Raw genomic sequence first — 23,696 nt, 5'->3', positions numbered from 1 at the left:
ATGCCTGACCAGGAACGAATATTCAGTTCGATCTTCATGGATGCGCCGGTGGGAGTTGTCATACTTTCTTCCTCCGACGAGGTCCTTTTTTCCAACAAACTTTTTTGCGATATCATCGGAAAAACAGAGCTGCCACCCTCTACGAAATTTTCTTCTTTTCTTGAGGAGTGGACCGATGAACGGTTTCTTGATTACCTCGATGAAATTGCCGCAAGCGTTAGTGGCTCGGGTGCAAAGGAGATGCGCTATCGTCGAGACGACGGATCGGTTTCCTGGTGGCGTCTGAATATCTCGAATCTTCGTCCCAAGGATTCGGTCGGGGCTGATGCAAAGCGATATGTTGTGTTTGCCGAGGATATCAGCCTCCGCAAGCTCTATGAGCAGGAACTCAGGGAGGCAAAGGAGTCCTCTGAACGGGCACAGGAGGCGGCTGAACGGGCGACAAGAACGAAGAGCGAATTCCTGGCAAATATGAGCCATGAGATTAGAACGCCGATCCATACCATCATCGGCATGTCGGAACTCCTTTCCGAGACGGCCCTCGACCCTGAACAACAGGAGTATACCGAGCAGATTCAATTTGGTGCCGATGTCCTCCTTAGCCTGATAAACGATATTCTTGATTTTTCCAAGATCGAGGCGGGAAAACTTTCACTGGAAACCATCACCTTCGATCTTTACGATACGGCGGAAGATGCGGTGGATATGGTTTCTCTTGAGGCACACAAAAAGGGGCTGGAAACCATTGTCTATATCGAGAACGATGTACCGCATCTTCTTTTGGGGGATCCCATCAGGCTGCGGCAGATTATTGTCAACCTTTTTAATAACGCAGTGAAATTTACCGAAAAAGGTGAGGTTGAGCTTCGGATTTCTCTTGATGATCGCTCTGACGGGAAGGTGAGGCTTCGCTTTCAAGTTCGTGACACCGGGATCGGCATAGCCGAGGAAAAGGTTCAAAATCTTTTTCGGGTTTTTACCCAAGTGGATAGTTCAACCACAAGAAAATATGGCGGAACAGGGCTTGGCCTTTCGATTAGCAAGAATCTCTCCGAGATGATGGGCGGTCGGATCGGTGTCGAAAGCAGGGAAAGTGTCGGCTCCAATTTCTGGTTTACCGCCGTATTCGGCCTTCAGGAGGAGGAGAGCTTTTATCATACCCTGCCTCCCGGTTATTTTTCGGCCAAGGTACTGGTGGTTGACGATACGCCCTCGGTACGGGAGGCGGTTTGCGCCTATCTGTCCGAATGGGGATGCAGTATCGAATGTTCATCGAATGGTCCTGCGGCCCTCGATGTACTCCGTAGTCAGGCCGCCGAAGGCAATGGCTTTACCCTTTGCATTGTCGATCAGATGATGCCGGGTATGGACGGCTGGCAATTTGCCAGCGAGGTTAATTCCGACGAGAGCCTGCGGGGAATTCGTCTCTTCCTGATGAGCCCTTCGGGTAAGAGCGGCGACGAAGCAAAAATGAAACTATTGCATTGGTATCATGGCTACCTTTCAAAACCTATTCGCAAGAGTCGCCTCTTTCGCGAGATGGTGAAATGCTTTCTCGGTGACGACGAGAAGGAGGCTTCTGAGGATGAGGCCGAGGAACTTGAGCGTTTGGAAGAGCTCTCGGATGGAGATGCCGTTGATCTCGTAGAAGAACTGACCGGTAGTATCATCCTGGTTGCAGAAGATCATGAGGTCAATCAGCAGCTTTTCAAGACCATCCTCGAAAGCTTTGGGCACGAAGTTGATTTGGCTTCGAATGGAAAAGAGGCCGTGCAAGCGACCCATGGCCGTCGTTATGATTTGATCTTTATGGATGTTCAGATGCCGGAGATGAATGGCTATGAGGCTACCAGTGCGATACGTTCTTCGGGAATCGATACCCCGATCGTTGCCGTTACGGCGAGCGCTCTACGGGGAGAAGAAGAGCGATGCCGTAATGTCGGTATGAGCGGATTCCTTGTTAAGCCCTTTAAAAAACGTGATTTGATTCCCGTTCTCGATCGATGGCTGGGTGCTCGTGATGATCGTTTTAGCTCTGAGGAGGAGATAAATTCTTCGCTTTCGTCCGAAGAGATCGTATTGGATTGGAATGACGCCCTCGACACCTTTATGGGCAAGGAAGAGATCCTGCGTAAGGTGCTTGCCTCCTTTCTCGATAAGTTGGCAGAACAAATCCTCCTACTCCATGAAGTTGTTGCACGTGAAGATGCCGAGGCGGTTCGAGGCTATGCACATGGATTAAAGGGTGGATCACTCAACCTTAGCGCAAAACCTCTGGGAAATGCCGCAGCCGCCCTCGAATCTGCTGCGGCTGATGGAAACGTCGAGCTTTTCCCTCCATTGCTTGAAAAGCTTGACGATGCCTATGCTCGGTTTCAGTCGTACGTGCGGAAGGAAATCTTGTCGTAACCTGCCTGGGAGAAAAGAGGCTCGAGATAGGCTTTCCCCCTCTGTTGCGCTTCTTCAAGGATTCCCTCTTCTATAACCCGCTTTCTGATTGCTCTTTGTGCCATCGAGGTAATTTCTTTCCAGGCTGCCGGGCCTGCCTGTATATCGGGGTAGGGATAGCGGTCGCTGGTTTCATCTTCCACCACACACTCGGTTATGATCGGCTTGGGCAGAGTGATGGTGACATTGTGTTTCCCCGGTCCTTCTCCGTCCGTCTCTTCTATGCCGATACCTTTTTGGGAAAGGTCGAAGCCACCCTTCACCCTGGTGGTAATGACGGCAAAGGTGTACTGTTCCATGTTGAGATCGATGCCGATCTCCGCGCAGAGCCGGTAGAGGTCGATCAGTGCTTGTTCCTCCTCGGTCAACTTTTCGTTGCGAAAGAGGGAGGAGAAGAGCTTTCGGAAATCGGTACCCTCGGGAATGAAATCATACGGGAAAACGGATTTATATAGATACTCCACTGTTGCGAGCCGGAGGATTTCCCTGCTTTCGGAGAGTACGACCTTGGAATCGGCTTCTCGCTGATGACTAAAAAAGGGGAGCCGAAAGGTGATATCCAGACGAGCGGCAAGCAGATAGCCCCCGGCAATGAAGATGAAAAGTAGAAAAAGAAGCGTGCCGGCTTTTAGGATGGTTTTTTTCAAGTGCCTCACAGCTTTTCTCCTTTTCCTTCCCCGGCTTGAGAGCGGAAACGGACGTTTATCTTTCGATCTGCATCGGACGCAAAGAGGCCGCCGACGGCATCGCGTGCCAGCTCTTTACTTTTTTCGATGATTCCCCGTTCGATTGCTTCTTGGCGGACTCGATCTTTACCTTTCTCAATTTCGTCATAATAGTCGAGGCGGCTTATCGCCTTACCGTGTTCCTTGAGAAAATATTCCCGAATAGTCGATTCGTCGGCATCCACCAAAAGGATTTCCGGTTCGGGCAGCAAAACTACGAGCGATCCATCCTGCGCAGGGAGAACCGATATTTCTTTTAGGAGATCGATTCCTGCCTGAATTCTGATATCGATACTAAATAAAAGTTTGGTGTCGATGTGTTTGATTCCGAAAAAGCGCGCCTCTTCTCCGACATACACGATGTCGTGATAAAGTTGTTCATAGAGGGGAAGTTCGAAAACAGTGCGAATTCGGGATTCGACGATGTCGGGAGAGAGCTTTTGCGAAGGGGGCATGCGACACCCCGGAAGTAAAAACGGCAACAGGAACAGGATGCTGGTAAAGACACTTTTTTGCTTCATTTCGTCTAATTCAGAGCCTCCGCTTTAAGTCGTTCTTTCGCCCACCTTGCATATCTGCGAACTCGTGGAACAGGATCACGAGTGAGATGTTCGAGGACGGTTAGACCGCGTTGATCTTTCAATGCTTGAAGCGCCTTCGTTGCTTCGACTCTGACCTTTTCGGATGGATCCTTGACTGCGAGAACGATGCCTCGGTATGCCCCGTTTGTTCCTATTCTGGAAAGCAACTGTGCCGCTTCGAGACGGATATCCGGGTTCCGTGCAGAGAGTCGGCGCATGGTTCGTTCCACGGTTCCTATCGCCTCGAGGGCTGCCGCCGCACTGTCACGGAGGGGAACCGGTTCTTCAAGAAGGGAAAGTAAAGCGGCTTCTCCCCGTTCACCGGAAGCGATCAGCACCTTCAGAATCTTTTCTCGTAGGTCATCGGGAGCGGTTTCCAAACGTCGTACAAAGGGTTCGAATTCGCTTCCTTTGTCGAATCCTGCGGCCGCATCAATGATTTCTTCCTCAATCTCAAGCTCCTTTTCCAAAACAGCAAGTAGAAAGTCGGCCGCCTCTTTATCCCCCGCCGATGCGATCCCCTTGAGGGCAGCCTGTTTGACCGATGCCACTTCGTTGGGATCCATAACAAGCTCTTTCAGCTCTTCAAGGCTTGTGATTGTCCTCCCTGCCAGGGCCGCAACCGTTTCCCTGACCTGGGGGACGGGGTCGTGTAAAAGGGCCATCACCTTTTTCTTTTTCTGATCGAAAAGAGCGATGGCAGCGGCTTTTCGTACCTCAGGATCGGGGTCGTCCAAGGCCTCTGTGATTGCCTCGTTAAAGCGCTTGATAAGCGAGCTTGGGATCGCTGCGATCATCCTTGCCCGCAAGGGGCCGTCATTGCACGAAAAAATAGCGGCCAGTCGTTCTTCGAGACCGGTCGGTATAAACTGTTCAAGCCACCCGGCGCACTCTGCCGCTTCATTAAGTTCCATAAGCGGCATTTCTTCGAGAATCCCCTGTATTCCCGCCCTTTCTCCCTTTCTAAGAAGGACTTTTATCGCCCGTTTCCGACCAATCAGCGGGACCTCCCCTGGCAACCGTACCAAATCGAGAAGGGCATGAACCGAAAGATCGGCAGGGAGTTCGGCAAACTTCGAGATTAACAACGCTTCTTCTTGATAATCCGGATTTTTCAAAAGTTCCAACAGCGCTTCAATAAAAAGATCCGCATAGGAGCGGGATATATTTTCAATAATTGTTCGCTGCAGCGCTTCATCGTAGGGATGGGTGAGGAGCATGTGTGCCGCCATCTTCATTGCTTCCTCATCCCCCCGTTTTGTTGCCGCTTCCAGGGTGTTCAGCACTATTTCCCGTCCCTCAGAGCTTTGCTGTTTTTCTTTCGGAAGGGCGGAAAACCGTTTGAGGAGGGCACCTATGAGAGGCCGTGCTCCCTCCCGTAAAAGCAGCCTTGAAGCGAGCACAAGCGAAGCGGTAGATAGTGGTGTCTGTTGGGACAAGACGTTGAGATAGCCGAAGCAGTGGGATATGGCCCCTTTGCGAAGCAGCTTTTCAATACGTCGCATCCCGTCCTCATCTCCTGAGTCAGCAGCCATAAAAAGTCGGGAAAATGCACCGCAAGCATCGAGAAATCGTGCCGCGATCAGGGAAAGCTCCGGGTCATCCGAGAGAAGAAATTTGAAAGCGAGATTTTGATCTTCGCTTCTGTCGGGATTGAGTAGTTCGGCAATCCTGATCGCTTCTATGGTGTTCAGTGTCTCTGCTTCCGGAAGCTTCGCATCGGGAAACTCTTTGTAGAGACGTCCTGACGCTGTGATTCTTACCTGGTGATTGGGGTCTTCTTTCATTACCTCTATGAGATGTTTGTAGAAAGCGTCCCGTTCTTCCTCTTCCGGAATGTAGAGCCTAATCGTCGCAATACGTATCTCCGGATGCTCATCGGAGAATGCCTTGTGAACGACCAATCGATCCTGTTCCTGATGACCGGCGGCTGCTATCCGTAGTGCAAATAAGCGAGCCCGATAATCAGGGTCCTCGGCAAGGGCCCATATCTCCTCCGTATGTGATTCCAAAAGTCGTAAGGCTTGCTTTCCGTCAAAGTCGGTGCCGCCGGAGCTAATGGCAAGCCTTCTCAAGACAAAAAGTTCTCCGGCACCTTCCAGCCAGCTTTCCAGCTCAAGGGCGACCTTCCGTCTCTTCTGAGCCAGGAGAAATATGGGGAAAAGCGCCTGGTCCGGGAAAAAGGCGAGGGCTCTTCGAATATCGGTACGGGAAACCCGCTTGTGTGGAGCTTTTTGCTTCCCTTCTACCGAGATACGTCCGATCATGCGTTTTTCCAAGCCGAATATCTGAAAAAGGTTGACACCGCTTTCCATGCTTCGTTTTTCCAATGTTCTGCCGAAAAGTTCCAATACGGCCACAGAAAGTCTGCAAGGGCGCTTCTCGCGATAACGATGCCAACTTTCGACAGCCTGCCGGATCGACTTCCTCAACCGAAGGAACGTGATCAAGGTAACAATAATCATCAATAGGAGTATGGCGACAACACTTGCATCTACAACAAGCAGCCACATAGGGATCTCCTGCAAAAATGAGAACGGGGTGTTCATGGTTCTTCCTCCAACAGCAGCATACGGGATATCAGCTCCTCAATAGTTTGGATCATGGTACCGGAAAAGGCGTAGGGTGCCGCCGAGAACAGGAAAAATATCCCCTTCGGCCCCTCTTTTCCTGCCTCAGGAACGGGTACGGCCAGGACACTTTCGGCTGTTTCGTCAAGGAAAAGTCCGGGCAGCGGCGTTTCTTCTCTGCTGTTTGCAACCACCGACCGTCCGCTTTCCTTCAGAAAATCGTACAGCTCCGGATCGACTCGGGTTGCCTCGGGACATGCACCGCTTCCTCTCCAGCACTCACGGTAAAGTATTTCTTTCTCTTTTCCCGAGAAACTGTAATAGGCAAGCCGATCGTAACCGGTGCAGCTGGAAATATGTTCGATAAGCTTACGAAACCGGTTCGGTCTTTTTTCCCTGGGACCTTCCATGTAGTATCTCCTGAAACTTTTCGGCATTGTCAGGTGCCTGCCCATCTTTATGGTTGTTGAAGGCGGTAAAAACGTTGCGAGCCCTTTTTCCTGTCGCCAATACCCCCTCCGCAAGCAGGAAAAGTTCTTTTTCCGAATAGCGATAATCATACCGGGTGGCGTTGTCTCCTGTCCACCATGTTACACTATTTCGCCCATGAAAGCGAAAATACGCATCTTGACTAGTGATTTCCGGGCAATACCGGGGAGCACCCTGTAACTGTGGGGCGTCGGTAACGACAAGCCCGCAGTTGCGCCGTTTGAGCCCCTCAAAGACCCTTTCGATCTGCCAGTCGGTATTGCGAAACTCGACAAAGCAGGGGGTGGTGTGTAGTTCTCCAAGAAGGGCATCGAGATAAAAGCGATTTTCGGGAGTGTAGTGAAAACTAAAAGGGAATTGGAGCAATACTCCGGCAAGGGCATCGGCTTGTACCAGGGGAACGAGGGCTGTTTGAAATTGTTTGCAATGATCCTTCCACTCTTTCGTTCTTTGATGAGTCAGCGATGCATGGGCCTTTACGCTAAAGAGAAAGCCTTTCGGAACCGAAGCAAGCATCGAGGCAAAGATGTTTTCCTCCGGCATGCGATAGTAGGTAAAGTTGATCTCGGTAAAGGAGAAGAATCGGGCATACCAGGAAAGAAAATCGCTGGATTTCATCCCTTTGGGATAGAAAGGCCCGATCCAGTCTGAGTATGAATAACCGCTTGTTCCAATGTAATGCATCTCTATATTGTAAGAAATCTATGAGAACCCTTCACGTTAAGTGCCCGGCGGGATTGAACATAATGGATATTTCAGCTACACTACCGTCCCTGAGCGGACTGAGAAAAACCGCAGAGACCACTGACAGTAATTGTATCATGTGAAATGATAGTCTTCAACCAAAAGGTTGGGGCTAACTCGATATTATAGGGAGAGGGTTGAAGAACTATGAGCTATGACATCACCAAGATGAGGAATATCGGTATCAGTGCGCATATCGATTCCGGAAAGACCACCCTGACCGAACGTATCCTCTACTACTGCAAGCGAATACACGCAATCCACGAGGTACGCGGAAAGGATGGTGTCGGAGCGACCATGGACTCCATGGAGCTCGAACGAGAACGAGGAATTACCATTGCGTCCGCAGCTACGCATGTTGAATGGAAAGGCCATCCGATCAACATTATCGATACTCCGGGACACGTGGACTTCACTATTGAGGTAGAACGGGCCCTGCGGGTGCTCGACGGAGCCATTTTGGTACTCTGTTCCGTCGGAGGTGTCCAGTCTCAATCTATCACCGTTGACCGCCAGATGAAGCGTTACAATGTCCCGCGGATCGCCTTTATCAATAAGTGCGACCGTACCGGTGCAAATCCCTACAAGGTAAAAAAGCAGCTTGTTGAAAAGCTTGGCCACAACGCCGTTTTGATGCAGATTCCCATTGGTCTGGAAGACAAGCTTGAGGGAGTTGTCGACCTTGTGACCATGAAGGCTCTCTACTTCGAAGGTCCTTCCGGGGATGATATGGTCGAACGGGATATTCCCGATGAGCTGAAGGCTGAGGCAGAGGAGAAGCGGGAAGAGATGCTCGATGCGGTTTCCATGTTCAGCGATGATCTGATGGAAGCGATCATGGAAGAGAAGGTAACCGAAGAGCTGATTCGGGATGCAATCAGAAGGGGAACCCTTAGCCTCGAGCTTACTCCAGTGTTTATGGGATCGGCTTATAAGAATAAGGGTGTACAGCCCCTGCTCAATGCGGTACTTGCCTACCTGCCGAATCCCACCGAGGTAAACAATATTGCTCTCGACCTTGACCATGATGAGGCTGAAATTCCTTTGGAAGCGGGGGATGATCTACCTACCGTTGCCCTTGCATTCAAGCTTGAGGACGGTCAGTACGGTCAGCTTACCTACATCCGTATCTACCAGGGAAGCATCAAGAAGGGTGACGAGCTTTACAATATCCGAAGCCGAAAGAAGTTCAAGGTTGGTCGTCTGATTAAGATGCATGCCGATCATATGGAAGATATTAACGATGCCCATTCCGGTGAGATTGCCGCTCTTTTCGGTATCGATTGTGCCAGCGGTGATACCTTTACCGGAGACGGCAATAACTGGTCTATGACCAGTATGTTCGTTCCTGAGCCTGTTATCAGCCTCGCCATTACGCCAAAAGATAAAAAAGCCGCCGACAACATGGCAAAGGCTCTCAACCGATTTACCAAGGAAGATCCTACCTTCCAGACCTATGTTGATCCCGAATCCAATCAGACCATCATCAAGGGAATGGGAGAGCTTCACCTCGATGTCTATATCGAACGAATGAAGCGTGAGTATGGTGCCGAAGTTGAGACTGGTATGCCCCAGGTTGCTTACCGTGAGACAATCAGCCAGCGGGCCGATTTCAACTATACGCACAAAAAGCAGACCGGTGGTTCCGGTCAGTACGGTCGTGTTGCAGGTTTTGTCGAGCCTTTGGCAGAAGGTAACTACGAGTTTGTCAACGAAATCAAGGGTGGATCTATTCCGACCGAATACATTCCTGCCGTTGATAAGGGATTCAAGTCCGCATTGACCAAAGGAAGCCTTATCGGTTTCCCTGTCGTAGGCGTTCGGGTAACGATAAACGATGGGCAGAGCCATTCCGTGGACTCCTCCGATATGGCCTTCCAGGCCGCGGCCATCGGAGCTTTCCGTGAGGTATACCACAAGGCGAAGCCGGTTATCATGGAGCCGATCATGAAGGTTAGTGTGGAGGGGCCCACCGAGTTTCAGGGGAATATCTTCGCCAGTATCAACCAGCGTCGAGGTATGATTGTTGCCTCTGTGGAGGAGGGCCTTTTCTGTCAGGTTGAAGCCGAAGTCCCCTTAAGTGAGATGTTCGGGTATTCGACGACTCTTCGTTCTCTGACTCAGGGTAAGGCCGAGTTTACCATGGAATTCCTCAAATACGGAAAGGTTCCTCAGAGTATCTCCGACGAACTGATTAAGACGTACGAGGAAAAGCGGAAAAAAGAGGCCGGAAAATAGTCCGGCCTCGCGATCTGCCGGTTGTCGTAGTATAATCAGGAATAAGGAGAAGTTATTCATATGGTGAAGAAAGAACTTATCGACCGTAGTCCCCTCCGAGTGTTCGAGAAATCGATTCAAGGTGGAGTGGGCAAGGGCAACATTGGTGTTGTCGCCAGCAAGAAGGGTGTGGGCAAGACTGCGTGTCTGACCCATATTGCCGTGGATAAACTGCTTCGAGACCGACGCGTCCTACATGTTTCTTTTGCGGGAAACGTAGATCACATCATTAATTGGTACGAAGACATTTTTCGCGAAATCGCAAAGAAGCGTGACCTGGAAGAGGTTCAGCGCATACATGACGAGATTATCAAAAATCGAGTCATCATGAATTTCAGTTTTGCGGGAACAACGACCGAACAGATCCTTGGAAGCATTAAGGCAATGATCACCGAAGGTCATTTCCCTGCCGACTCCATCATTGTTGACGGCTATGATTTTGAACATGGTACCTTGGAACGGTTTCAGAAGGTTTCTGCTTTTGCAAAAGAGATGCAGATTGAGGTATGGTACTCGGCAAGCCTTAAAGGTGAGCAGCCGAAATTCAATGCTCAGGGTATCCCTGTTGATGTAGAACCATATCTCGATGCCATCGATGTTCTGATCAATCTCCGCTATGAGGGTGAGTATGTACACCTGGAAGTGGCAAAAAATCATGACGAGATTGGTGTTAAGGATCTTCAGCTTAGTCTTGATCCAAAGACGCTTCTCATTGCCGAGTAAGTATAATACTTTTCTAACAATGCAATGAAAGCCCGCTCTTCCGGCTGGAAGAGCGGGCTTTTTCTTGTCAGGCAGGTACCGGTGTGTGTTGTTGTACAAAGGAATCGGGACCTGTGTTATATCATTAGCTCAAAAGCTTCTCTGCAGCGATCCGAACTGCAGTTGTCGGGGCTTCTCCCTCTAATTGAGCCTTTGCAATTGTCCGAACAAAGAAGGTCCCTGCTACCACTGCATCGCTGTGGCCTGCAAGCAGCTCTATCTGACCTTTACTTGAGATACCAAAACCTGCAATGGTCCTGGCTCCCCGTTGCCGAATATCTTCGAGTAGTGCCATGGCCTCAGAGGTGAGTTTCGTTTGCGAACCGGTAATTCCCGCTCTGAGAGCTGTGTAGACCCAGCGGGCGGGTCTGGCAGCGGCCATAATCTCCTCTACCCGTTTTTGAGGTGCGGTAATAGGGATGACCGGTACACAATCCAAGCCGCTCTGTGCACAGGCCGCGTAAAGTCCTTCATCTTCTCCCACTGGAAGGTCCGGTGCGATGATTCCGGCCGCCCCTGCTTTACTGCTATCATCGACAAATCGCTTGATGCCTCGGGCGTATATCTGACAGGCGTATGCCATGATGTAAAGAGGTACCTTGGTTGCCTCGACAATACGTTTGGCAAGTTCAAAACCGTGATCAAGGCGAAGTCCTCGATCAAGGGCCTGGGTACAGGCCGCTTGGATGGCAGGCCCGTCGGCAGCAGGATCGGAGGAGGGCATCTGCAGTTCGAGCATTTGGGCACCCCCTTCGACAAGGGCTTTTGCTATCTCGAGGCTTGTGGCAAGGTCGGGATAGCCGGCGATAAGATGTGCCATCAAAAGAGGACGGCTATGGCTGCCATCCTTGCTATTCGTTTTCTTCATGATAAGGCCTCCGCTTCACGGCGGAGGAACTCCGCCCATTCTTTCGGTTTTTCGTTTGCTGCGGTGATGAAAAGGTCTTTATCACCTCGTCCCGACATATTGATAACGATGACCTTTCCCGGACCGAGGCGTTTTGCCTCCTGCATGGCCGCGTACCCGGCATGGGCGGATTCCAGGGCAAAAAGGGTGCCCTCGGTCTTTGCAAAGAAACGCAGGGCCTCCAGGGCCTGTTCGTCGCTTACCCTCGTAAATTCGATCCTGCCCTGTTCATGCTCCCAGGCGAGCCGTGGGCCGATGCCCGGGTAATCGAGACCGGCGCTGATGGAGTGGGTACCGTAGACCTGACCGTCTTCGTCAAGGAGAAAGAGGCTCTTGTAGCCCTGAAAGATTCCTTCCTTTCCTGAGCCGTCCATACGTGCTGCGTGCTCTCCTGGGGCCCTGCCCTTTCCTCCTGCTTCTGCTCCCAATAGCCTGGTCTTTAGGTGCTCATTCAAGGTCGGCTCATCTATCCAGGGAGAGAAGAAGCCGATGGAATTGCTCCCGCCCCCGACACATGCGACCAGAAGGTCGGCTTTTACCCCGGCCTCCGAGAGTTGCTGCTCGGTTTCCCTTCCAATGACGGACTGAAACGCTTTTACAATTGCTGGAAAGGGGGCAGGACCCAGTGCCGACCCGATAAGGTAGTGGGTGTTTGAAAAACTTCCGGCCCAGTCCCGAAGGGCCTCGTTTACCGCATCCTTAAGGGTCCCGGAACCGCCCTTTACGGGGATAACCGTAGCGCCGAAAAACTCCATATACATAACATTAGGACGCTGACGCCTATGGTCTTTCTCCCCCATATAAATGACACATTCCAAACCGAGGCGTGCACAAGCAGCTGCAGTGGCAAGACCATGTTGGCCTGCCCCTGTTTCGGCGATGATGCGCGTCTTGCCCATTCGCTTTGCAAGCATGGCCTGTCCCACGGCGTTGTTGATCTTATGGGCTCCGGTGTTGGCCAAACCCTCAAGTTTAATGTACATCTCGGCCCCGCCGATAGCCCGGCTGGCGTTTTTGGCATGGAGTAGGGGGGTCGGACGGCCGATATACTCTTTCCCGATCCTATCAAGCTCTGCGAGGAAACTCTGATCCTTCATAGCCTTGCCAAAGGCTGTCTCAAGCTCCAGAAGGGCCGGTCTCAACACTTCGGCAACATATGCTCCTCCAAAGCGACCGAAGTATCCTGACTTCTTCGAATCCTCTCTATTCATGATATGCAGCTCCTTTGTATTGCTTCGAAAAGCTGTTCGATACGATGGTGGTCCTTGATTCCCGGCCCCTCTTCCACGCCCGAAGCTATGTCGATAAGCTCCGGCTTATAGCGTGTTACAATGGCTTCCACATTTTCCGGAGTGATACCCCCGGCAAGCCAGAGCGGCCTGCCCGAGCGCTCGATGACGGCCCGCACGATATCCGGGTCCACCGCTTTTCCCGTTCCTCCATAGGCCTCTGATGAAAAGGCATCGACAAGTATCCTTGGGCAACGGTACCCTCCCTCTTTCGGCGTTGCAGCCAGCTGTTTTGCCTCGGCAATCGAGGAGGGCCGCAACGCCTTAAAATAGGGGAAAGCGGTGGCGGCGCAAAGCTCAGGGGAACTATCGCCGTGGAGCTGGACCCCGTGGATAGCCCCCTCTGCCAGCAGCTTTCTGGCTTGATCAATCTGCTCTTTTGCCTCTATTCCCTCTTTCCTTTCTACAATGACCGCCACCCGTAGTGCTCTGCCAAGGGGGGAATCCGGCCTATCCTGTGCCGCAGAAGCAACCGATCGAATGAAGTCGGCCTCTGCTTTGCGTTTGGATGGGGCGAGAATGAATCCAAGAATGTCCGCTCCGGCCTCGGCCGCCTTTTGCGCATCTTCCATGCGGGTAATGCCGCAGAGCTTCACCAAGGGGCGCGGCCTCTCTGGTCTCTCTCCATTTGGGGCTGCATCTTGCAGGGCAGCTTGCTTAACGGCCAGGGCTTTCCAGAAAAAGGGAGCGTTGTTTTTCTGGTCCGCTGCCGAGAGTGCTGTAGTGATATCGGGAATTCTTTCCGGGGCGGTGACCACTCCCTCTCCGACAAGGGCTGCGGCAAAGCCGCATCCTGCTGCGATCTTCGCCTCTTCGGCGCCGAGAATCCCGGATTCCCAGACAAGAACGGTGGGCCACTGGATGGCATCGGCAAGGGCGGCGGGGCCGAAGGGGTCGATCCGAAAGCTTGCCAGGTCCCTGCTGTTGATGCCGATGAGCTTTGGTGCGAAGCCCCTGAGCCTTTCAATATCTTCCCTGCTGTGGGCCTCGGCAAGTACCGTCATGCCCAGTTCTCGGGCAGCGGAGAACATTTCTTCAACGGCGCTTTGTTCGAGAATCCGGGTGATGAGGAGCACTGCATCTGCCCCGAAACGCCTGCTTACCACTACATCCTCACCATCGAAGAGAAAATCTTTGCGCAGAAGCGGCATATCGGGAAGCTTTTCTTTGATCGTTGCCAAATCGTTGAGAGAGCCTCCAAAGTGGTCTTCCTCGGTGAGTACGGATATTGCCGAGGCTCCCAATTGTTGGTATCGCTTTGCCAGAGCGACCGGGTCCGTGATCTCGGCTATGTGGCCCCTGCTTGGACTTTTCCGCTTTACTTCACAGATAAGCCCTCCCTGGGGAAGAAAAGGCAGAGGGGCAGGAGCCTTGTTTTTTCCCCATGAAGGCTCCTGGGCCGAAAGAAGGCTTCCTTCTGCTGTAAGGCGCTCCCTGCGCCTTGTAACGATCCGCTCGAGAATATTGGGAAGCTTTGTACCGGCTGTCTCAGGCGACATCACCCCGCTCCTCTTCCATTGCGATCCTGGCGCTGCTTGCAACAACTGCTTCCAGCTGTCGCTTTACAGAGCCGTCGCTAAGGGCTTTCATAACCATCTCGGTCCCTTCCCGGATCGATTCACTTATGCCGTAGACCGTCAGGGCAGCGCCACCGTTTACTGCAACCGCATCCCGTATGGCTGTCCGCCCCTTTCCTTCGAGGATCTCTTTTGCAAGTTTGCCGTTTTCCTGTCCATCTCCTCCTATAAGCTCCTCTAAGGGATGAGAAGCGATTCCAAGTTCTTTGGGATCGAAGGTGCTTGTGGTCATGGTGCCGTCCTCCTCCATCATAACGATTCTGGATGGGGCACATACGGAAATTTCATCCTGCCCGTCGGTTCCGTATACTACCATTACTCGTTTGATCCCGAGCATATGCGCCGCCTGTGCCATGGGTTCGCAATAGGCCTCATCGAAGACCCCGATGATCTGATATTGGGCTGCCGCGGGGTTTACCAGGGGACCTAAGAGATTCATGATGGTTTTTATACCGAGTTCCCGCCTCGGTGTTGCTGCAAAGCGCATGGCGCTGTGGTAGGTTGGGGCGAAAAGAAAGGAGAAGCCGGTCTCTTCCAGTACTTTTGCCGCTCCGGCAGGTTTCAAACCCGTTCGTATGCCGAGGGCCTGATAAAAGTCGGCGCTTCCGCTACGGCTTGAAACCGCTCTGTTCCCGTGCTTTGCCACCTTTGCCCCGCATGCGGCCGCGGCCAGGGCCGCGAAACTGCTGATGTTGAAGGTGCCGATTTCATCCCCGCCGGTTCCGCAGGTGTCCAGGAGATTGCCCTCCGCTACAAGGGGGGTACGTTTTCGCTGGAGTACGGCAGCACATCCCGCTATCTCTTCCGGCGTAATCCCCTTGGCGTTCATGGCAACCAAAAAACCTGCAATCTGACTTGGCGTCAGGTTTCCGTCGGTTAGGTCTTCCATGATATTTTCGGCTTCACTTCTACTGAGGTGTTCACCAATGAGCATCCTGGATATGTAGGCCTTGGGTGAGAATGATTCACGGTGATAGTGGAGAAAATTTCCGAGGATCCTTCTGCCTTCCGCTGATCCTACCGATTCGGGATGAAATTGTACCCCTTCGATCACATGTTCCTTGTGGCGTATTCCCATGATCTCTCCGTCGCTGCTACGTGCCGAGACCTCGAAACAGTCGGGAAGCGTTGCCTCATCTACAGCAAGGGAGTGGTATCTGGTAAAGGTCGATGGAGACGGGACGGAGCGAAAGAGCCCCCGGCCGTCGAGATCCATGTATTCGGCCTTACCGTGGCAGATATGCTTTGCTCCGACGATCTTGGCACCAAAGGCGGCCGCAATGGCTTGGTGACCGAGACAGATTCCGAGAATGGGAAGTCTTCCCACAAAATGACGGATTACTTCCAAGGTAATTCCCGCCTCTTCCGGACGGCCCGGCCCGGGGCTGATGACGATTTTTGAAGGGGCCAATGCTTCGATGCTTTTGATGTTCGTTTCGTCGTTACGCAGCACCGTTACCTCTTCGCTGCTCAATTCGCTGATCATCTGGAAAAGGTTGTAGGTAAAGGAATCGTAGTTATCGATCAATACAATCATGCTTTTGCCTCCAATCCGACGGCCTGTGCAAGGGCCGAAAGTTTTGCTTCTGTTTCGTCGTATTCGTTTTCAGGTATGGAGTCGTACACAAGTCCGGCTCCGGCCTGTAGGATAAATCTCCCCTCTTTTTTCAGGGCAGATCTGATGGTGATACAGCTATCGAGGTTCCCACCGGGTTCCAGATAGCCGACAACGCCTGAATAGAACCCCCTCCTGTGGGGTTCGATGGCATCGAGGATCTCGATGGCCTTGATTTTAGGTGCCCCGCTAACGGTACCGGCCGGAAAGGTCGCTCTCAGTGCATCTATTCCCTCTTTGCCGGGGGCAAGTTTGCCCGAAACCCTGGAGACGATATGCATCACCTGGGAAAAGCGTTCTATGCTCATAAAGTCGTCCACCTTTATTGTTCCCGGTTTACACACCCTTCCGAGATCGTTTCGGGCAAGATCGACCAGCATAAGGTGTTCGGCTTTTTCCTTCGGATCTTCCCGAAGCGCCATCTCCGCCTCAATATCCTCCTCCCGACTTTTTCCTCGTCGTTTTGTCCCTGCAATAGGTTTCATGGATGCTGTTCCTTCCTTGACCGAAACGTGGACCTCCGGGGATGCTCCGAAAAGCTGGCAGTCGCCGAAATCGAAATAGAAATGATACGGGGAGGGGTCACCTGCCCGCAGCCGTACATAAGCATCGATGGCCGACATGTCGCTCTCGAAGACAATCCTTCTCGAGAGGACTCCCTGGAGAAGATTTCCTGCAATAATCTCCTCCCGTACCCTCTGAACTCCTTTGAGATACCATTCCCGCTCTTCCTCCGAACGTCCGGAGACCACTGTGCCATGCTTTACTGTCATCGTTTTCGCAACTGGTTCTTGCAGAACTGATTGTTTGGCAAGGAGCTGTTCAAGTTCGGTCATTGCAGATTCTATATTGATGCGGTGTTCCCGGTAGTTGATTCCGATCAGGTAGAGCAAACTTGTGCGGTGGTCGACGATGACAAAGCGATGGCCAAAGAGGAAGAGGGCTTCCGGCATATCGAGAGGGTCTTCCCTGTCGATAAAGTGTATGGTGTCGCATTTGGCCGAGAATTCGTAACTTACATAGCCAACTCCGCCGGCGGGGAAGGGAAAGTCCTGATGGGGTGGGGCATATCGATTAGCAATCTCGTTCAGAGCATCGAGAATATCTCCCTGTACATCGTAACGAAGCTCTCTTCGATCTTCCGGACATTTGAAGTAGATTTGATCTTTTCGCTGAACGAGACGGAAGGCCTCATCTACCATGATCAGGGAATAGCGGGCCTTCCCATCTTCGAAGGATGCCGATTCAAGGAGCATTTTTGCATTGAGCAGACGGGCCAGCTGATGGGGAGCTCTGCCGTTGCCCGGGATCATCTTGATCAGATGTTTTTCTTTGTCCTGTTCTTTCGGTTCTCTTTTCATGTTTTCTCCTGTTGAGGTCATAAAAAAAGACCGCCTTTTGGCGGTCTTTTGCAAAAAAAAACCGCGGGCCCTTGCTATGGGTCCGCGAATATCTCGTCTCCAGGACCCAGCTACAGCTGCCAGGCCCACCAATTATTCTGTATCGATGTTATAAGGCTTTTCTTTTCCATAACCATATCTTAAAAGGGCCTTCTTTTTTTGTCAAGTTACTATAAATAGAAACGTGCAAAAAAATGATTTTATTAGGGCGTAATTTACCCTTATCTGCTGCGTTCAACCCCGTTTTGAGGACAGACGTCTGCAAGAGGACAGCGCGAGCAAAGCGGACTGACCGGTTTACAAAGTGTTTGGCCAAAGGCCACGAATAGGGTGTTGATTTCAATCCAGTACCGGCGGGGCAAGATAGCCTCGAGGGCCATTTCACTTTTTTCCGGGGTTGTGGTGGTAATCAATCCCAATCTGTTGGAAATACGGTGAACATGGACATCTACGCATATTGCAGGAATACCGAAGGCAAGGCCAAGGACAAGGTTGGCCGTTTTTCTGCCGACCCCGGGAAGTGCAAGTAAGCGGTCGCGCTCTGCCGGAACCCCCGTTTCTTTCAGTTTCATCGCAATCGTCTTCAACTGTGCGGCCTTTACCCGGTAAAAACCAGCGGGATAAATCAGCTTTGCTATCTGTTCTGTATCCATGGCTGCCAGGGATCCGAGGTCCGGTGCTTCTTGGAAGAGCCGCCTGGAAGACTCAAGGGTTACCGCATCTTTTGTACGCAGACTGATAATGGTACTAACAAGAACACGGTAGGGGTCCCTTACCTCGTCGGCAACCGCCGTAACCGAGGGGACCGGTGCACGTCCCGTGGCCTTGCGAATGTTCTCAATGAGGAGATTCCACCCTCCGTAACGCTCGATGGAAAGATGTTCAGCCGTGTTCATAACCAGACAGAGGGATCGTCTTCACCAAGGAGCACCACCACCATTGCCTCGATGGCTTCGCCGTGACCGGTTGCATCAACCCCCTCCTTTGTTTTTGCCTTTACCGACACCTGTTCGACGGAAAGCTCGAGCAATTGTGCCAGCTTATTCCTAATCGTTTCCCGATAGCCGGAAAGCCTGATTTCCTGAAGAATCACGGTGGAGTCGACATGTACCGGACGGAAGCCAGCTTCCCTGATCAACTTAAGGCTCTTTCGAAGGAGATCGCCACTGTCGGCATCTTTCCAGCGATCATCGGAAGGAGGAAAGTGGCTGCCGATATCTCCGAGGGAGGCGGCTCCGAGCAGGGCATCGATAAGGGCGTGAATAAGGACGTCGCCATCACTATGCCCAACTTCTCCCTTTGGTGAGGGAATCTCTACGCCACCGATGATAAGGCGTCGGCCGGATGCAAGGCGATGAAGATCCCAGCCTTGACCGATTCGCAAGTTACTCATGATAGGTCGCTCCTGTACGTGATTTTTCGATTATTTGGGTCCCCGTCGACGGTGAAAACCGGCCCAATGACCTTATCATAGACCTCGGCATCGTCGATATAGAGTTTTCCGTCACCGAAGACCTTTCGATGGGCGGTGAGAATTTCAGGAAAGCGAAAGCCTTGGGGCGTCTGTGCCTCTACCGTCTGGCTGCGGGGCAGGTGGCGAAGGATTTTTCCTGACTCATCTACCATTTTCATGGCGCTGGTGGAGGGGGCCACGGGGATTGCTGCGCCGTGTTCTTCGACTCCGTGCATCACCCGTTCGATGACTTCTTTCGTTATCCAGGGTCTTGCACCGTCGTGGATCAAGACGATAGCGGCACCGCTTCCTTCAAGGGCCTCTAACCCTGCAAGTACCGAGGCTTGCCTGCTGGAACCTCCGGAAACCAAGAACGGAAAGCGGTTTTCGAGAAGCGGGGCAAACGGCCAATCCTGCAGCAGATGGGTAACTACCTCTTCATCTCCCGCAGGACAGGTAATGACGATGTTTCTGACTGTTGAAATTCGAAGAAAGGGTTCAAGAGCATGCAGAAGGACAGGAACTCCGGCAATATCCGCATACTCTTTTTTTTGTCTTTGAGCACTCGAGGCAAGAAATCGAGAACTGCTTCCCGCGGCGGTAAGCAAAAGTGCCGAGGGAAGAACCTCCGATTTCACTCACTCTCCAACCGTTCGAAGATGAGTTCCTCTACATCGCTTTTTTTCTTGCCGAGAGAGCAGGTTACCTCATCAATAAGAATCTTCATCGCATCGTCGTAGAGCTTTCGTTCCTGTATCGGAAGTTCTTTTACCTTACTTCGATGATAAAGTGCACGAACCACGGTGGCGATGTCGTTGATGCTTCCGCTTCGCAAAAGATCAAGATTCATCTGGTATCGCATTTTCCAGTCTGCGGTAACGGGTTCATACTCTTCACTTATGAGTTGAAGCGCCTTTTCTGCCTCTTCCTTCGGTACAATTGCACGAATGCCCCTCTCGTCGGTCTTATCGGTCGGGATCATCACGGTCATGTCCGAAAGTTCCAGATAGATGACATAGTAAAGGGTCTTTTTCCCTTTAAGTACCCGTTCTTGAATATCGGTAATGATGCCCACTCCTTGAAGTGGGTATACCACGTGCTGGTTAACCTTGAATGCAGGGGTATCCAGGATAGAATTATCAGCTTCCATATATGGCATACTATCGAAAAGTACCCATTTCGTCAAAGGGGCCGATTGATTATACTGCCTTCTATGGAGGGTGTTTTATGGTTGGGGAACGAAGAGCGGGAGTTCTTTTTCACCCGGTTTCTCTACCGGGCTCTTATGGAATCGGAGATTTGGGCGGTGAAGCATATCGTTTTATCGATTTTCTGGAACGGGCTGGTATCACTCTTTGGCAGGTTCTTCCCCTGGGGCCTACCGGTTATGGTGAGTCGCCGTACCAGTGCCTTTCGACATTTGCCGGCAACCCTTTGCTGATCAGCATCGATCGCCTTCTCGAACAGGGGGATCTTCCTGCTCGGATGGTGGAGCATATTCCGGATTTTCCCATATGCACCGTGGATTATGCACGGGTACGTTCCTGGAAGGAGCCCCTGCTTCGTCACGCGGCCGGCCGTTTTCTCGACAGTGGCAATGCAAGTCGTTTGGAAGCCTTTGGCGAATTTTGCGAAGAGAAGGCCTCATGGCTCAATGATTTCGCTCTTTTTGCAACCATCAAGGAATTCTACGATGCAAAAGCCGAAGAAGAGGGTGTCGAGGATGCAAGCTGGAACGTCTACTGGGATAAAGCCCTTGCGCTAAGGGATGCCGAGGCATTGGAGGCCTTTTCAGCCGGGCATCAGCGAGAGATTGAAGAACACATGGTCCTTCAGTTCTTCTTCTATGAACAGTGGCGAGAGCTCAAGGCCTATGCCAACGAGCGGGGAATTTCCATCATCGGGGATATTCCCATTTTTGTAAGTCCCGACAGTTCGGATATCTGGGCCGAACGCCACCTTTTCTTAACCGATGAAAAAGCTATGCCTACGCATGTTGCAGGAGTCCCACCGGACTATTTCTCTCCTACGGGACAGCGATGGGGAAATCCCCTCTATGATTGGGATGCCATGAGAAAAGAGGGGTTCTCCTGGTGGATTCACCGTATTCAGGCGATGCTCAATGTGGTCGACATCATTCGTATCGACCATTTCCGGGGCTTTGAAGCCTACTGGAAGATCCCTGTCAAGGAGAAGACCGCGGTCAAAGGTACATGGGTCAAGGCTCCGGGGAAAGAACTCTTCGATGCGGTAATAAAGCGTCTCGGCCCCATCCCCATCCTTGCCGAAGACCTTGGTGTCATTACTCCGGAGGTGGTTGGGCTTCGGGACCGTTACGCATTCCCCGGCATGAAGGTTCTGCAGTTTGCCTTTGAGCATGACCGCGACGGGAATCTTACCGCGACAAACGGATTCTTGCCTCATACCTATGATAAAAACTGCGTAGTGTATACCGGTACTCACGACAACGATACCACCCTCGGCTGGTATCGTTCTATCAACGATACGGAGCGGGATTTAGTCCGTCGTTATTTGGCCCGTCCGGACGACGATATTGTCTGGGACCTGATCAGGACCGCCTATGCTTCGGTGGCGAAGTATGCAATCATTCCCATGCAGGATTTCTTGGTTTTGAATACCGATGCCAGAATGAATCTTCCGTCGACGATCGGGGGAAACTGGAGTTGGCGCATGACCCCCGGAGTGGCCAACGACTGGGTCGCCGGCCGGGCCCGGGAGCTTGCATGGCTGTACGGACGGCTTCCCCGGCCTAAACAACCCCGTCCGGAAGAATGAATTGTTCGAATTCAAGATACTTGAACGGATGGATATCAAGGGGATTGGGGAACCATCCCCTTACCCGGTCAAGATCGATAATATTAAACGCGGGGGCATGTTTGATAGGCAAAACCGTAGCATCATCAAGCAGTAGCTGTTCCGCCGTTGCCATCTCTTTATAACGTTCAATTTCGTTTTCTTCCGTAGCGGCTTCTGAGACCATTGCATCGTATCGGTCGTTATGGTATTTCCCGACATTTAGGGCAGCATCGCTGGTCCACATCTGAAGAAAAGAGAGGGGATCGGCGAAATCTCCCACCCATGTCAGGACTCCGAGGGTAAAATCTTCATTCTTGATCCTCTCATAATAGTCACCAAAACCGGCGTTTTCAATCGTCACCTTCACCCCAAGGGCCTTCCTCCAGGCTTCGGCCATCAAGTCGGCGATGCGCTGCGCTTCCGTTCCTTCAGGAATTAAGAATTTGATTTCCGGAAGCCCTTTGCCGTCGGAAAATCCCGCCTCGTCGAGGAGCTTCATCGCTGTTTCGGAATCCGTGGCGGCGATACCGTGAACAGTGGGATACCCTGATATCTGGGGTACCAGGGAGTCGGTAGGAAGATACATATATTGGGTGCTTCTCACCTCATCCCAGGGAACCAGAAGGCCTAGAGCTCTACGCAGCTGAGGATTGTTATAGCTTTCGCTTTGGCTGGAAGAGGAAGAAAAGAAAAAGTAGGTTGTCGAAAAGACCGGATTGAGGATCATGGCCTCTTTGTTTTCAAGGATGTCGAAATCAACATTACCTTCTGCCCAGTGAAGTGTCCCGTTGTCTATCGACCTCGCCGCCCATTTCCCGTCGTCGCTATAGACGATGTTTATTCCATCGAGGTGAACGGCGTTACTATCCCAGTAAAGCTGATTCTTTTTCAGCACCATTTCCGTATCGTTTGACTCCACAATGGTAAAGGGGCCGTTACCCAGAACCGTTGTCATGTTGCTCCAGTCTTTAACCTCAAGCATCTTCGGATGCAGAGGGGAAAAACTGTGATGGCAGAGAATCTTGAGGAAATGAGGGGCCGGTTTTTCCAATTCGACTTGGAGGATCCCAGGCTCGGGAACGGTAATGCCTACCGAAGTTGGATCATCGTTTAGGCCGAGACGATAATCTCTTGCGCCCTTTATGATATCGAGCAGGGAACCATATTCGCCGGGATTTGCAGGATTAATCAGAGCCAGCCAGGTGTCTCGAAAATGTTCGGGCTCCACTTGGTCTCCGTTCCAATATCGGGCACTTTCCCGTATGTGAAAACGATAGGTTTTTCTGTCGGAAGAGATCTCCCAGTATTCGGCAACCGCCGGCATCGGCTCGAGGGTAAAGGGGTGATAGGTAACCAGCCCCTCGTAGATGGCCGTATAAATTTGTGCCTCGGTACTGGTAAAGGTATGGAGCGGATCAAGGTTGATCTTTGGCGGAGAGAGTGAGACGACCAGCATGTTTTCGTCGTTTGCCTGCGGCTCTTGTGCCTGATTTTCGCTTTGTGGTTGAGACCGATCTTCGGGTTTTGGGGGATCTGCCTGGGATTCTGCCGTACTCTGGCAGGAAGCAAGGAGCACACAGAAGAGCAGGCTGATCGTTACGATTTTTGTCGTTGTTTTCATTGGTTAATCCTGTAAATGTTTGAGAATACGCTGCATATAGGCCGGTCCATACAGCGGTTTGATAAAAATTTCATTACATCCGGCTTTTTTGAGGGTGGGAATTTCTTCATCGTCGCTGGTGATTGCAATGATGGGGATAGCCGTGTTTTCTGATCGAATCGATCGCGCGACATCCGCACCATTAAGCTCCGGCATATAATTATCGAGGATTACCAGATCATACCTGCGACTACGGAAGAGATCGAGGGCCTGTCTACCGTTTTCAGCCAGGTCACATACAATCCCTTCTTTGCGAAGACGTATTTCGATCAATTTTCTGTTGATAAACTCATCCTCGGCATACAAGACGCGTTTTCTTATCATCGAAAGACTCCCTACGATACTGTAAACCTACCCTGTTAGGCGCATATCGTCCAGCGTC

At 51.7% G+C, this 23,696-nt stretch carries 20 protein-coding genes; 4 read left to right on the top strand and 16 right to left on the bottom strand.

Annotated features, from left to right (window positions below; all coding sequences use genetic code 11):
• Nucleotides 1-2,409, top strand: coding sequence for a response regulator (locus tag SPIRS_RS20800; RefSeq protein WP_013256668.1), 2,409 nt, complete (start codon nt 1-3; stop codon nt 2,407-2,409).
• On the opposite strand, the gene SPIRS_RS20795 is transcribed toward SPIRS_RS20800, so the two are convergent.
• Genes SPIRS_RS20795 through SPIRS_RS20775 form a run of 5 tightly spaced genes read right to left on the bottom strand, consistent with a single transcriptional unit; the run spans nt 2,376 to nt 7,497 of the window.
• The gene (locus SPIRS_RS20795; protein WP_013256667.1) at nt 2,376-3,104 is read right to left on the bottom strand and encodes a DUF4230 domain-containing protein; all 729 of its coding nucleotides are present in this window, start codon (nt 3,102-3,104) and stop codon (nt 2,376-2,378) included. The genes SPIRS_RS20800 and SPIRS_RS20795 overlap by 34 nt on opposite strands.
• Entirely contained in the window at nt 3,101-3,694 is a 594-nt protein-coding gene (locus tag SPIRS_RS20790) for a DUF4230 domain-containing protein (protein WP_013256666.1), read from the bottom strand. The genes SPIRS_RS20795 and SPIRS_RS20790 overlap by 4 nt, the downstream gene beginning before the upstream one ends.
• A 5-nt stretch (nt 3,695-3,699) precedes the next feature.
• Nucleotides 3,700-6,303, bottom strand: coding sequence for a HEAT repeat domain-containing protein (locus SPIRS_RS20785; RefSeq protein WP_013256665.1), 2,604 nt, complete (start codon nt 6,301-6,303; stop codon nt 3,700-3,702).
• Complete coding sequence (locus tag SPIRS_RS20780) at nt 6,300-6,734, bottom strand: GAF domain-containing protein (RefSeq protein ID WP_013256664.1); 435 nt, start codon at nt 6,732-6,734, stop codon at nt 6,300-6,302. The genes SPIRS_RS20785 and SPIRS_RS20780 overlap by 4 nt, the downstream gene beginning before the upstream one ends.
• Complete coding sequence (locus SPIRS_RS20775; protein WP_013256663.1) at nt 6,694-7,497, bottom strand: DUF72 domain-containing protein; 804 nt, start codon at nt 7,495-7,497, stop codon at nt 6,694-6,696. Before SPIRS_RS20775 ends, SPIRS_RS20780 begins: the two co-directional genes overlap by 41 nt.
• A 207-nt stretch (nt 7,498-7,704) precedes the next feature.
• Here SPIRS_RS20775 and fusA point away from each other — a divergent pair, with 207 nt between their 5' ends.
• Together fusA and SPIRS_RS20765 are read left to right on the top strand one after the other, a co-directional pair.
• On the top strand, nt 7,705-9,795 hold the full coding sequence (gene fusA, locus SPIRS_RS20770; protein ID WP_013256662.1) for an elongation factor G: 2,091 nt from the start codon (nt 7,705-7,707) through the stop codon (nt 9,793-9,795).
• A 60-nt stretch (nt 9,796-9,855) separates the two neighbouring features.
• Entirely contained in the window at nt 9,856-10,557 is a 702-nt protein-coding gene (locus SPIRS_RS20765) for a hypothetical protein (protein WP_013256661.1), read from the top strand.
• Nucleotides 10,558-10,681: 124 nt separating this feature from the next.
• Here SPIRS_RS20765 and trpA read toward each other — a convergent pair whose 3' ends face one another.
• The 9 genes from trpA to SPIRS_RS20720 all read right to left on the bottom strand — a co-directional run bounded on the left by trpA (nt 10,682) and on the right by SPIRS_RS20720 (nt 19,987).
• A complete protein-coding gene (trpA, locus tag SPIRS_RS20760; RefSeq protein WP_013256660.1) occupies nt 10,682-11,464 on the bottom strand; it encodes a tryptophan synthase subunit alpha in 783 nt (260 codons plus the stop codon).
• Nucleotides 11,461-12,714 carry a tryptophan synthase subunit beta gene (gene trpB / locus SPIRS_RS20755; RefSeq protein ID WP_013256659.1) on the bottom strand — a complete coding sequence of 418 codons (1,254 nt, stop codon included), beginning with the start codon at nt 12,712-12,714 and terminating at the stop codon, nt 11,461-11,463. Before trpB ends, trpA begins: the two co-directional genes overlap by 4 nt.
• Nucleotides 12,711-14,291: a phosphoribosylanthranilate isomerase gene (trpF, locus tag SPIRS_RS20750; RefSeq protein ID WP_013256658.1), complete on the bottom strand. Its 1,581-nt coding sequence runs from the start codon at nt 14,289-14,291 to the stop codon at nt 12,711-12,713. The genes trpB and trpF overlap by 4 nt, the downstream gene beginning before the upstream one ends.
• The gene (locus SPIRS_RS20745; protein ID WP_013256657.1) at nt 14,281-15,906 is read right to left on the bottom strand and encodes a bifunctional anthranilate synthase component II/anthranilate phosphoribosyltransferase; all 1,626 of its coding nucleotides are present in this window, start codon (nt 15,904-15,906) and stop codon (nt 14,281-14,283) included. The genes trpF and SPIRS_RS20745 overlap by 11 nt, the downstream gene beginning before the upstream one ends.
• The gene (locus tag SPIRS_RS20740) at nt 15,903-17,345 is read right to left on the bottom strand and encodes an anthranilate synthase component I (protein WP_013256656.1); all 1,443 of its coding nucleotides are present in this window, start codon (nt 17,343-17,345) and stop codon (nt 15,903-15,905) included. The genes SPIRS_RS20745 and SPIRS_RS20740 overlap by 4 nt, the downstream gene beginning before the upstream one ends.
• A gap of 260 nt (nt 17,346-17,605) precedes the next feature.
• Entirely contained in the window at nt 17,606-18,280 is a 675-nt protein-coding gene (locus SPIRS_RS20735) for an endonuclease III domain-containing protein (RefSeq protein WP_013256655.1), read from the bottom strand.
• A complete protein-coding gene (gene ispF, locus SPIRS_RS20730; RefSeq protein WP_013256654.1) occupies nt 18,277-18,777 on the bottom strand; it encodes a 2-C-methyl-D-erythritol 2,4-cyclodiphosphate synthase in 501 nt (166 codons plus the stop codon). Before ispF ends, SPIRS_RS20735 begins: the two co-directional genes overlap by 4 nt.
• On the bottom strand, nt 18,774-19,475 hold the full coding sequence (locus SPIRS_RS20725; RefSeq protein ID WP_013256653.1) for an IspD/TarI family cytidylyltransferase: 702 nt from the start codon (nt 19,473-19,475) through the stop codon (nt 18,774-18,776). Before SPIRS_RS20725 ends, ispF begins: the two co-directional genes overlap by 4 nt.
• The gene (locus SPIRS_RS20720; protein WP_013256652.1) at nt 19,472-19,987 is read right to left on the bottom strand and encodes a CarD family transcriptional regulator; all 516 of its coding nucleotides are present in this window, start codon (nt 19,985-19,987) and stop codon (nt 19,472-19,474) included. Before SPIRS_RS20720 ends, SPIRS_RS20725 begins: the two co-directional genes overlap by 4 nt.
• Nucleotides 19,988-20,064: 77 nt before the next feature.
• Here SPIRS_RS20720 and malQ point away from each other — a divergent pair, with 77 nt between their 5' ends.
• A complete protein-coding gene (malQ, locus tag SPIRS_RS20715) occupies nt 20,065-21,633 on the top strand; it encodes a 4-alpha-glucanotransferase (RefSeq protein WP_013256651.1) in 1,569 nt (522 codons plus the stop codon).
• Here the strand turns inward: malQ and SPIRS_RS20710 are convergent.
• Both SPIRS_RS20710 and SPIRS_RS20705 read right to left on the bottom strand, forming a co-directional pair.
• Nucleotides 21,608-23,275 (bottom strand): peptide ABC transporter substrate-binding protein, encoded by a 1,668-nt coding sequence (locus SPIRS_RS20710; RefSeq protein ID WP_013256650.1) that lies wholly within the window; start codon nt 23,273-23,275, stop codon nt 21,608-21,610. The genes malQ and SPIRS_RS20710 overlap by 26 nt on opposite strands.
• Before the next feature lie 3 nt (nt 23,276-23,278).
• Nucleotides 23,279-23,638 (bottom strand): response regulator, encoded by a 360-nt coding sequence (locus SPIRS_RS20705; protein ID WP_041866157.1) that lies wholly within the window; start codon nt 23,636-23,638, stop codon nt 23,279-23,281.
• Nucleotides 23,639-23,696: the final 58 nt, after the last annotated feature.

The sequence above is a fragment of the Sediminispirochaeta smaragdinae DSM 11293 genome (assembly GCF_000143985.1).
GTDB classification, from domain to species: domain Bacteria; phylum Spirochaetota; class Spirochaetia; order DSM-16054; family Sediminispirochaetaceae; genus Sediminispirochaeta; species Sediminispirochaeta smaragdinae.
Note: the sequence above shows the minus strand (reverse complement) of the source record. Positions and strands in the feature narration are given on the sequence as shown.

Excerpts from the sequence above, each read along its gene's own strand:
- SPIRS_RS20780 (WP_013256664.1), bottom strand. The coding sequence starts at position 6,734 with ATGGAAGGTCCCAGGGAAAAAAGACCGAACCGGTTTCGTAAGCTTATC.
- SPIRS_RS20720 (WP_013256652.1), bottom strand. The coding sequence starts at position 19,987 with ATGGAAGCTGATAATTCTATCCTGGATACCCCTGCATTCAAGGTTAAC.
- trpA (WP_013256660.1), bottom strand. The coding sequence starts at position 11,464 with ATGAAGAAAACGAATAGCAAGGATGGCAGCCATAGCCGTCCTCTTTTG.
- SPIRS_RS20705 (WP_041866157.1), bottom strand. The coding sequence starts at position 23,638 with ATGATAAGAAAACGCGTCTTGTATGCCGAGGATGAGTTTATCAACAGA.
- malQ (WP_013256651.1), top strand. The coding sequence starts at position 20,065 with ATGGTTGGGGAACGAAGAGCGGGAGTTCTTTTTCACCCGGTTTCTCTA.
- SPIRS_RS20710 (WP_013256650.1), bottom strand. The coding sequence starts at position 23,275 with ATGAAAACAACGACAAAAATCGTAACGATCAGCCTGCTCTTCTGTGTG.
- trpF (WP_013256658.1), bottom strand. The coding sequence starts at position 14,291 with ATGTCGCCTGAGACAGCCGGTACAAAGCTTCCCAATATTCTCGAGCGG.
- SPIRS_RS20745 (WP_013256657.1), bottom strand. The coding sequence starts at position 15,906 with ATGATTGTATTGATCGATAACTACGATTCCTTTACCTACAACCTTTTC.
- SPIRS_RS20740 (WP_013256656.1), bottom strand. The coding sequence starts at position 17,345 with ATGAAAAGAGAACCGAAAGAACAGGACAAAGAAAAACATCTGATCAAG.
- SPIRS_RS20775 (WP_013256663.1), bottom strand. The coding sequence starts at position 7,497 with ATGCATTACATTGGAACAAGCGGTTATTCATACTCAGACTGGATCGGG.
- SPIRS_RS20765 (WP_013256661.1), top strand. The coding sequence starts at position 9,856 with ATGGTGAAGAAAGAACTTATCGACCGTAGTCCCCTCCGAGTGTTCGAG.
- SPIRS_RS20785 (WP_013256665.1), bottom strand. The coding sequence starts at position 6,303 with ATGAACACCCCGTTCTCATTTTTGCAGGAGATCCCTATGTGGCTGCTT.
- fusA (WP_013256662.1), top strand. The coding sequence starts at position 7,705 with ATGAGCTATGACATCACCAAGATGAGGAATATCGGTATCAGTGCGCAT.
- SPIRS_RS20735 (WP_013256655.1), bottom strand. The coding sequence starts at position 18,280 with ATGAACACGGCTGAACATCTTTCCATCGAGCGTTACGGAGGGTGGAAT.
- ispF (WP_013256654.1), bottom strand. The coding sequence starts at position 18,777 with ATGAGTAACTTGCGAATCGGTCAAGGCTGGGATCTTCATCGCCTTGCA.
- SPIRS_RS20800 (WP_013256668.1), top strand. The coding sequence starts at position 1 with ATGCCTGACCAGGAACGAATATTCAGTTCGATCTTCATGGATGCGCCG.
- SPIRS_RS20790 (WP_013256666.1), bottom strand. The coding sequence starts at position 3,694 with ATGAAGCAAAAAAGTGTCTTTACCAGCATCCTGTTCCTGTTGCCGTTT.
- trpB (WP_013256659.1), bottom strand. The coding sequence starts at position 12,714 with ATGAATAGAGAGGATTCGAAGAAGTCAGGATACTTCGGTCGCTTTGGA.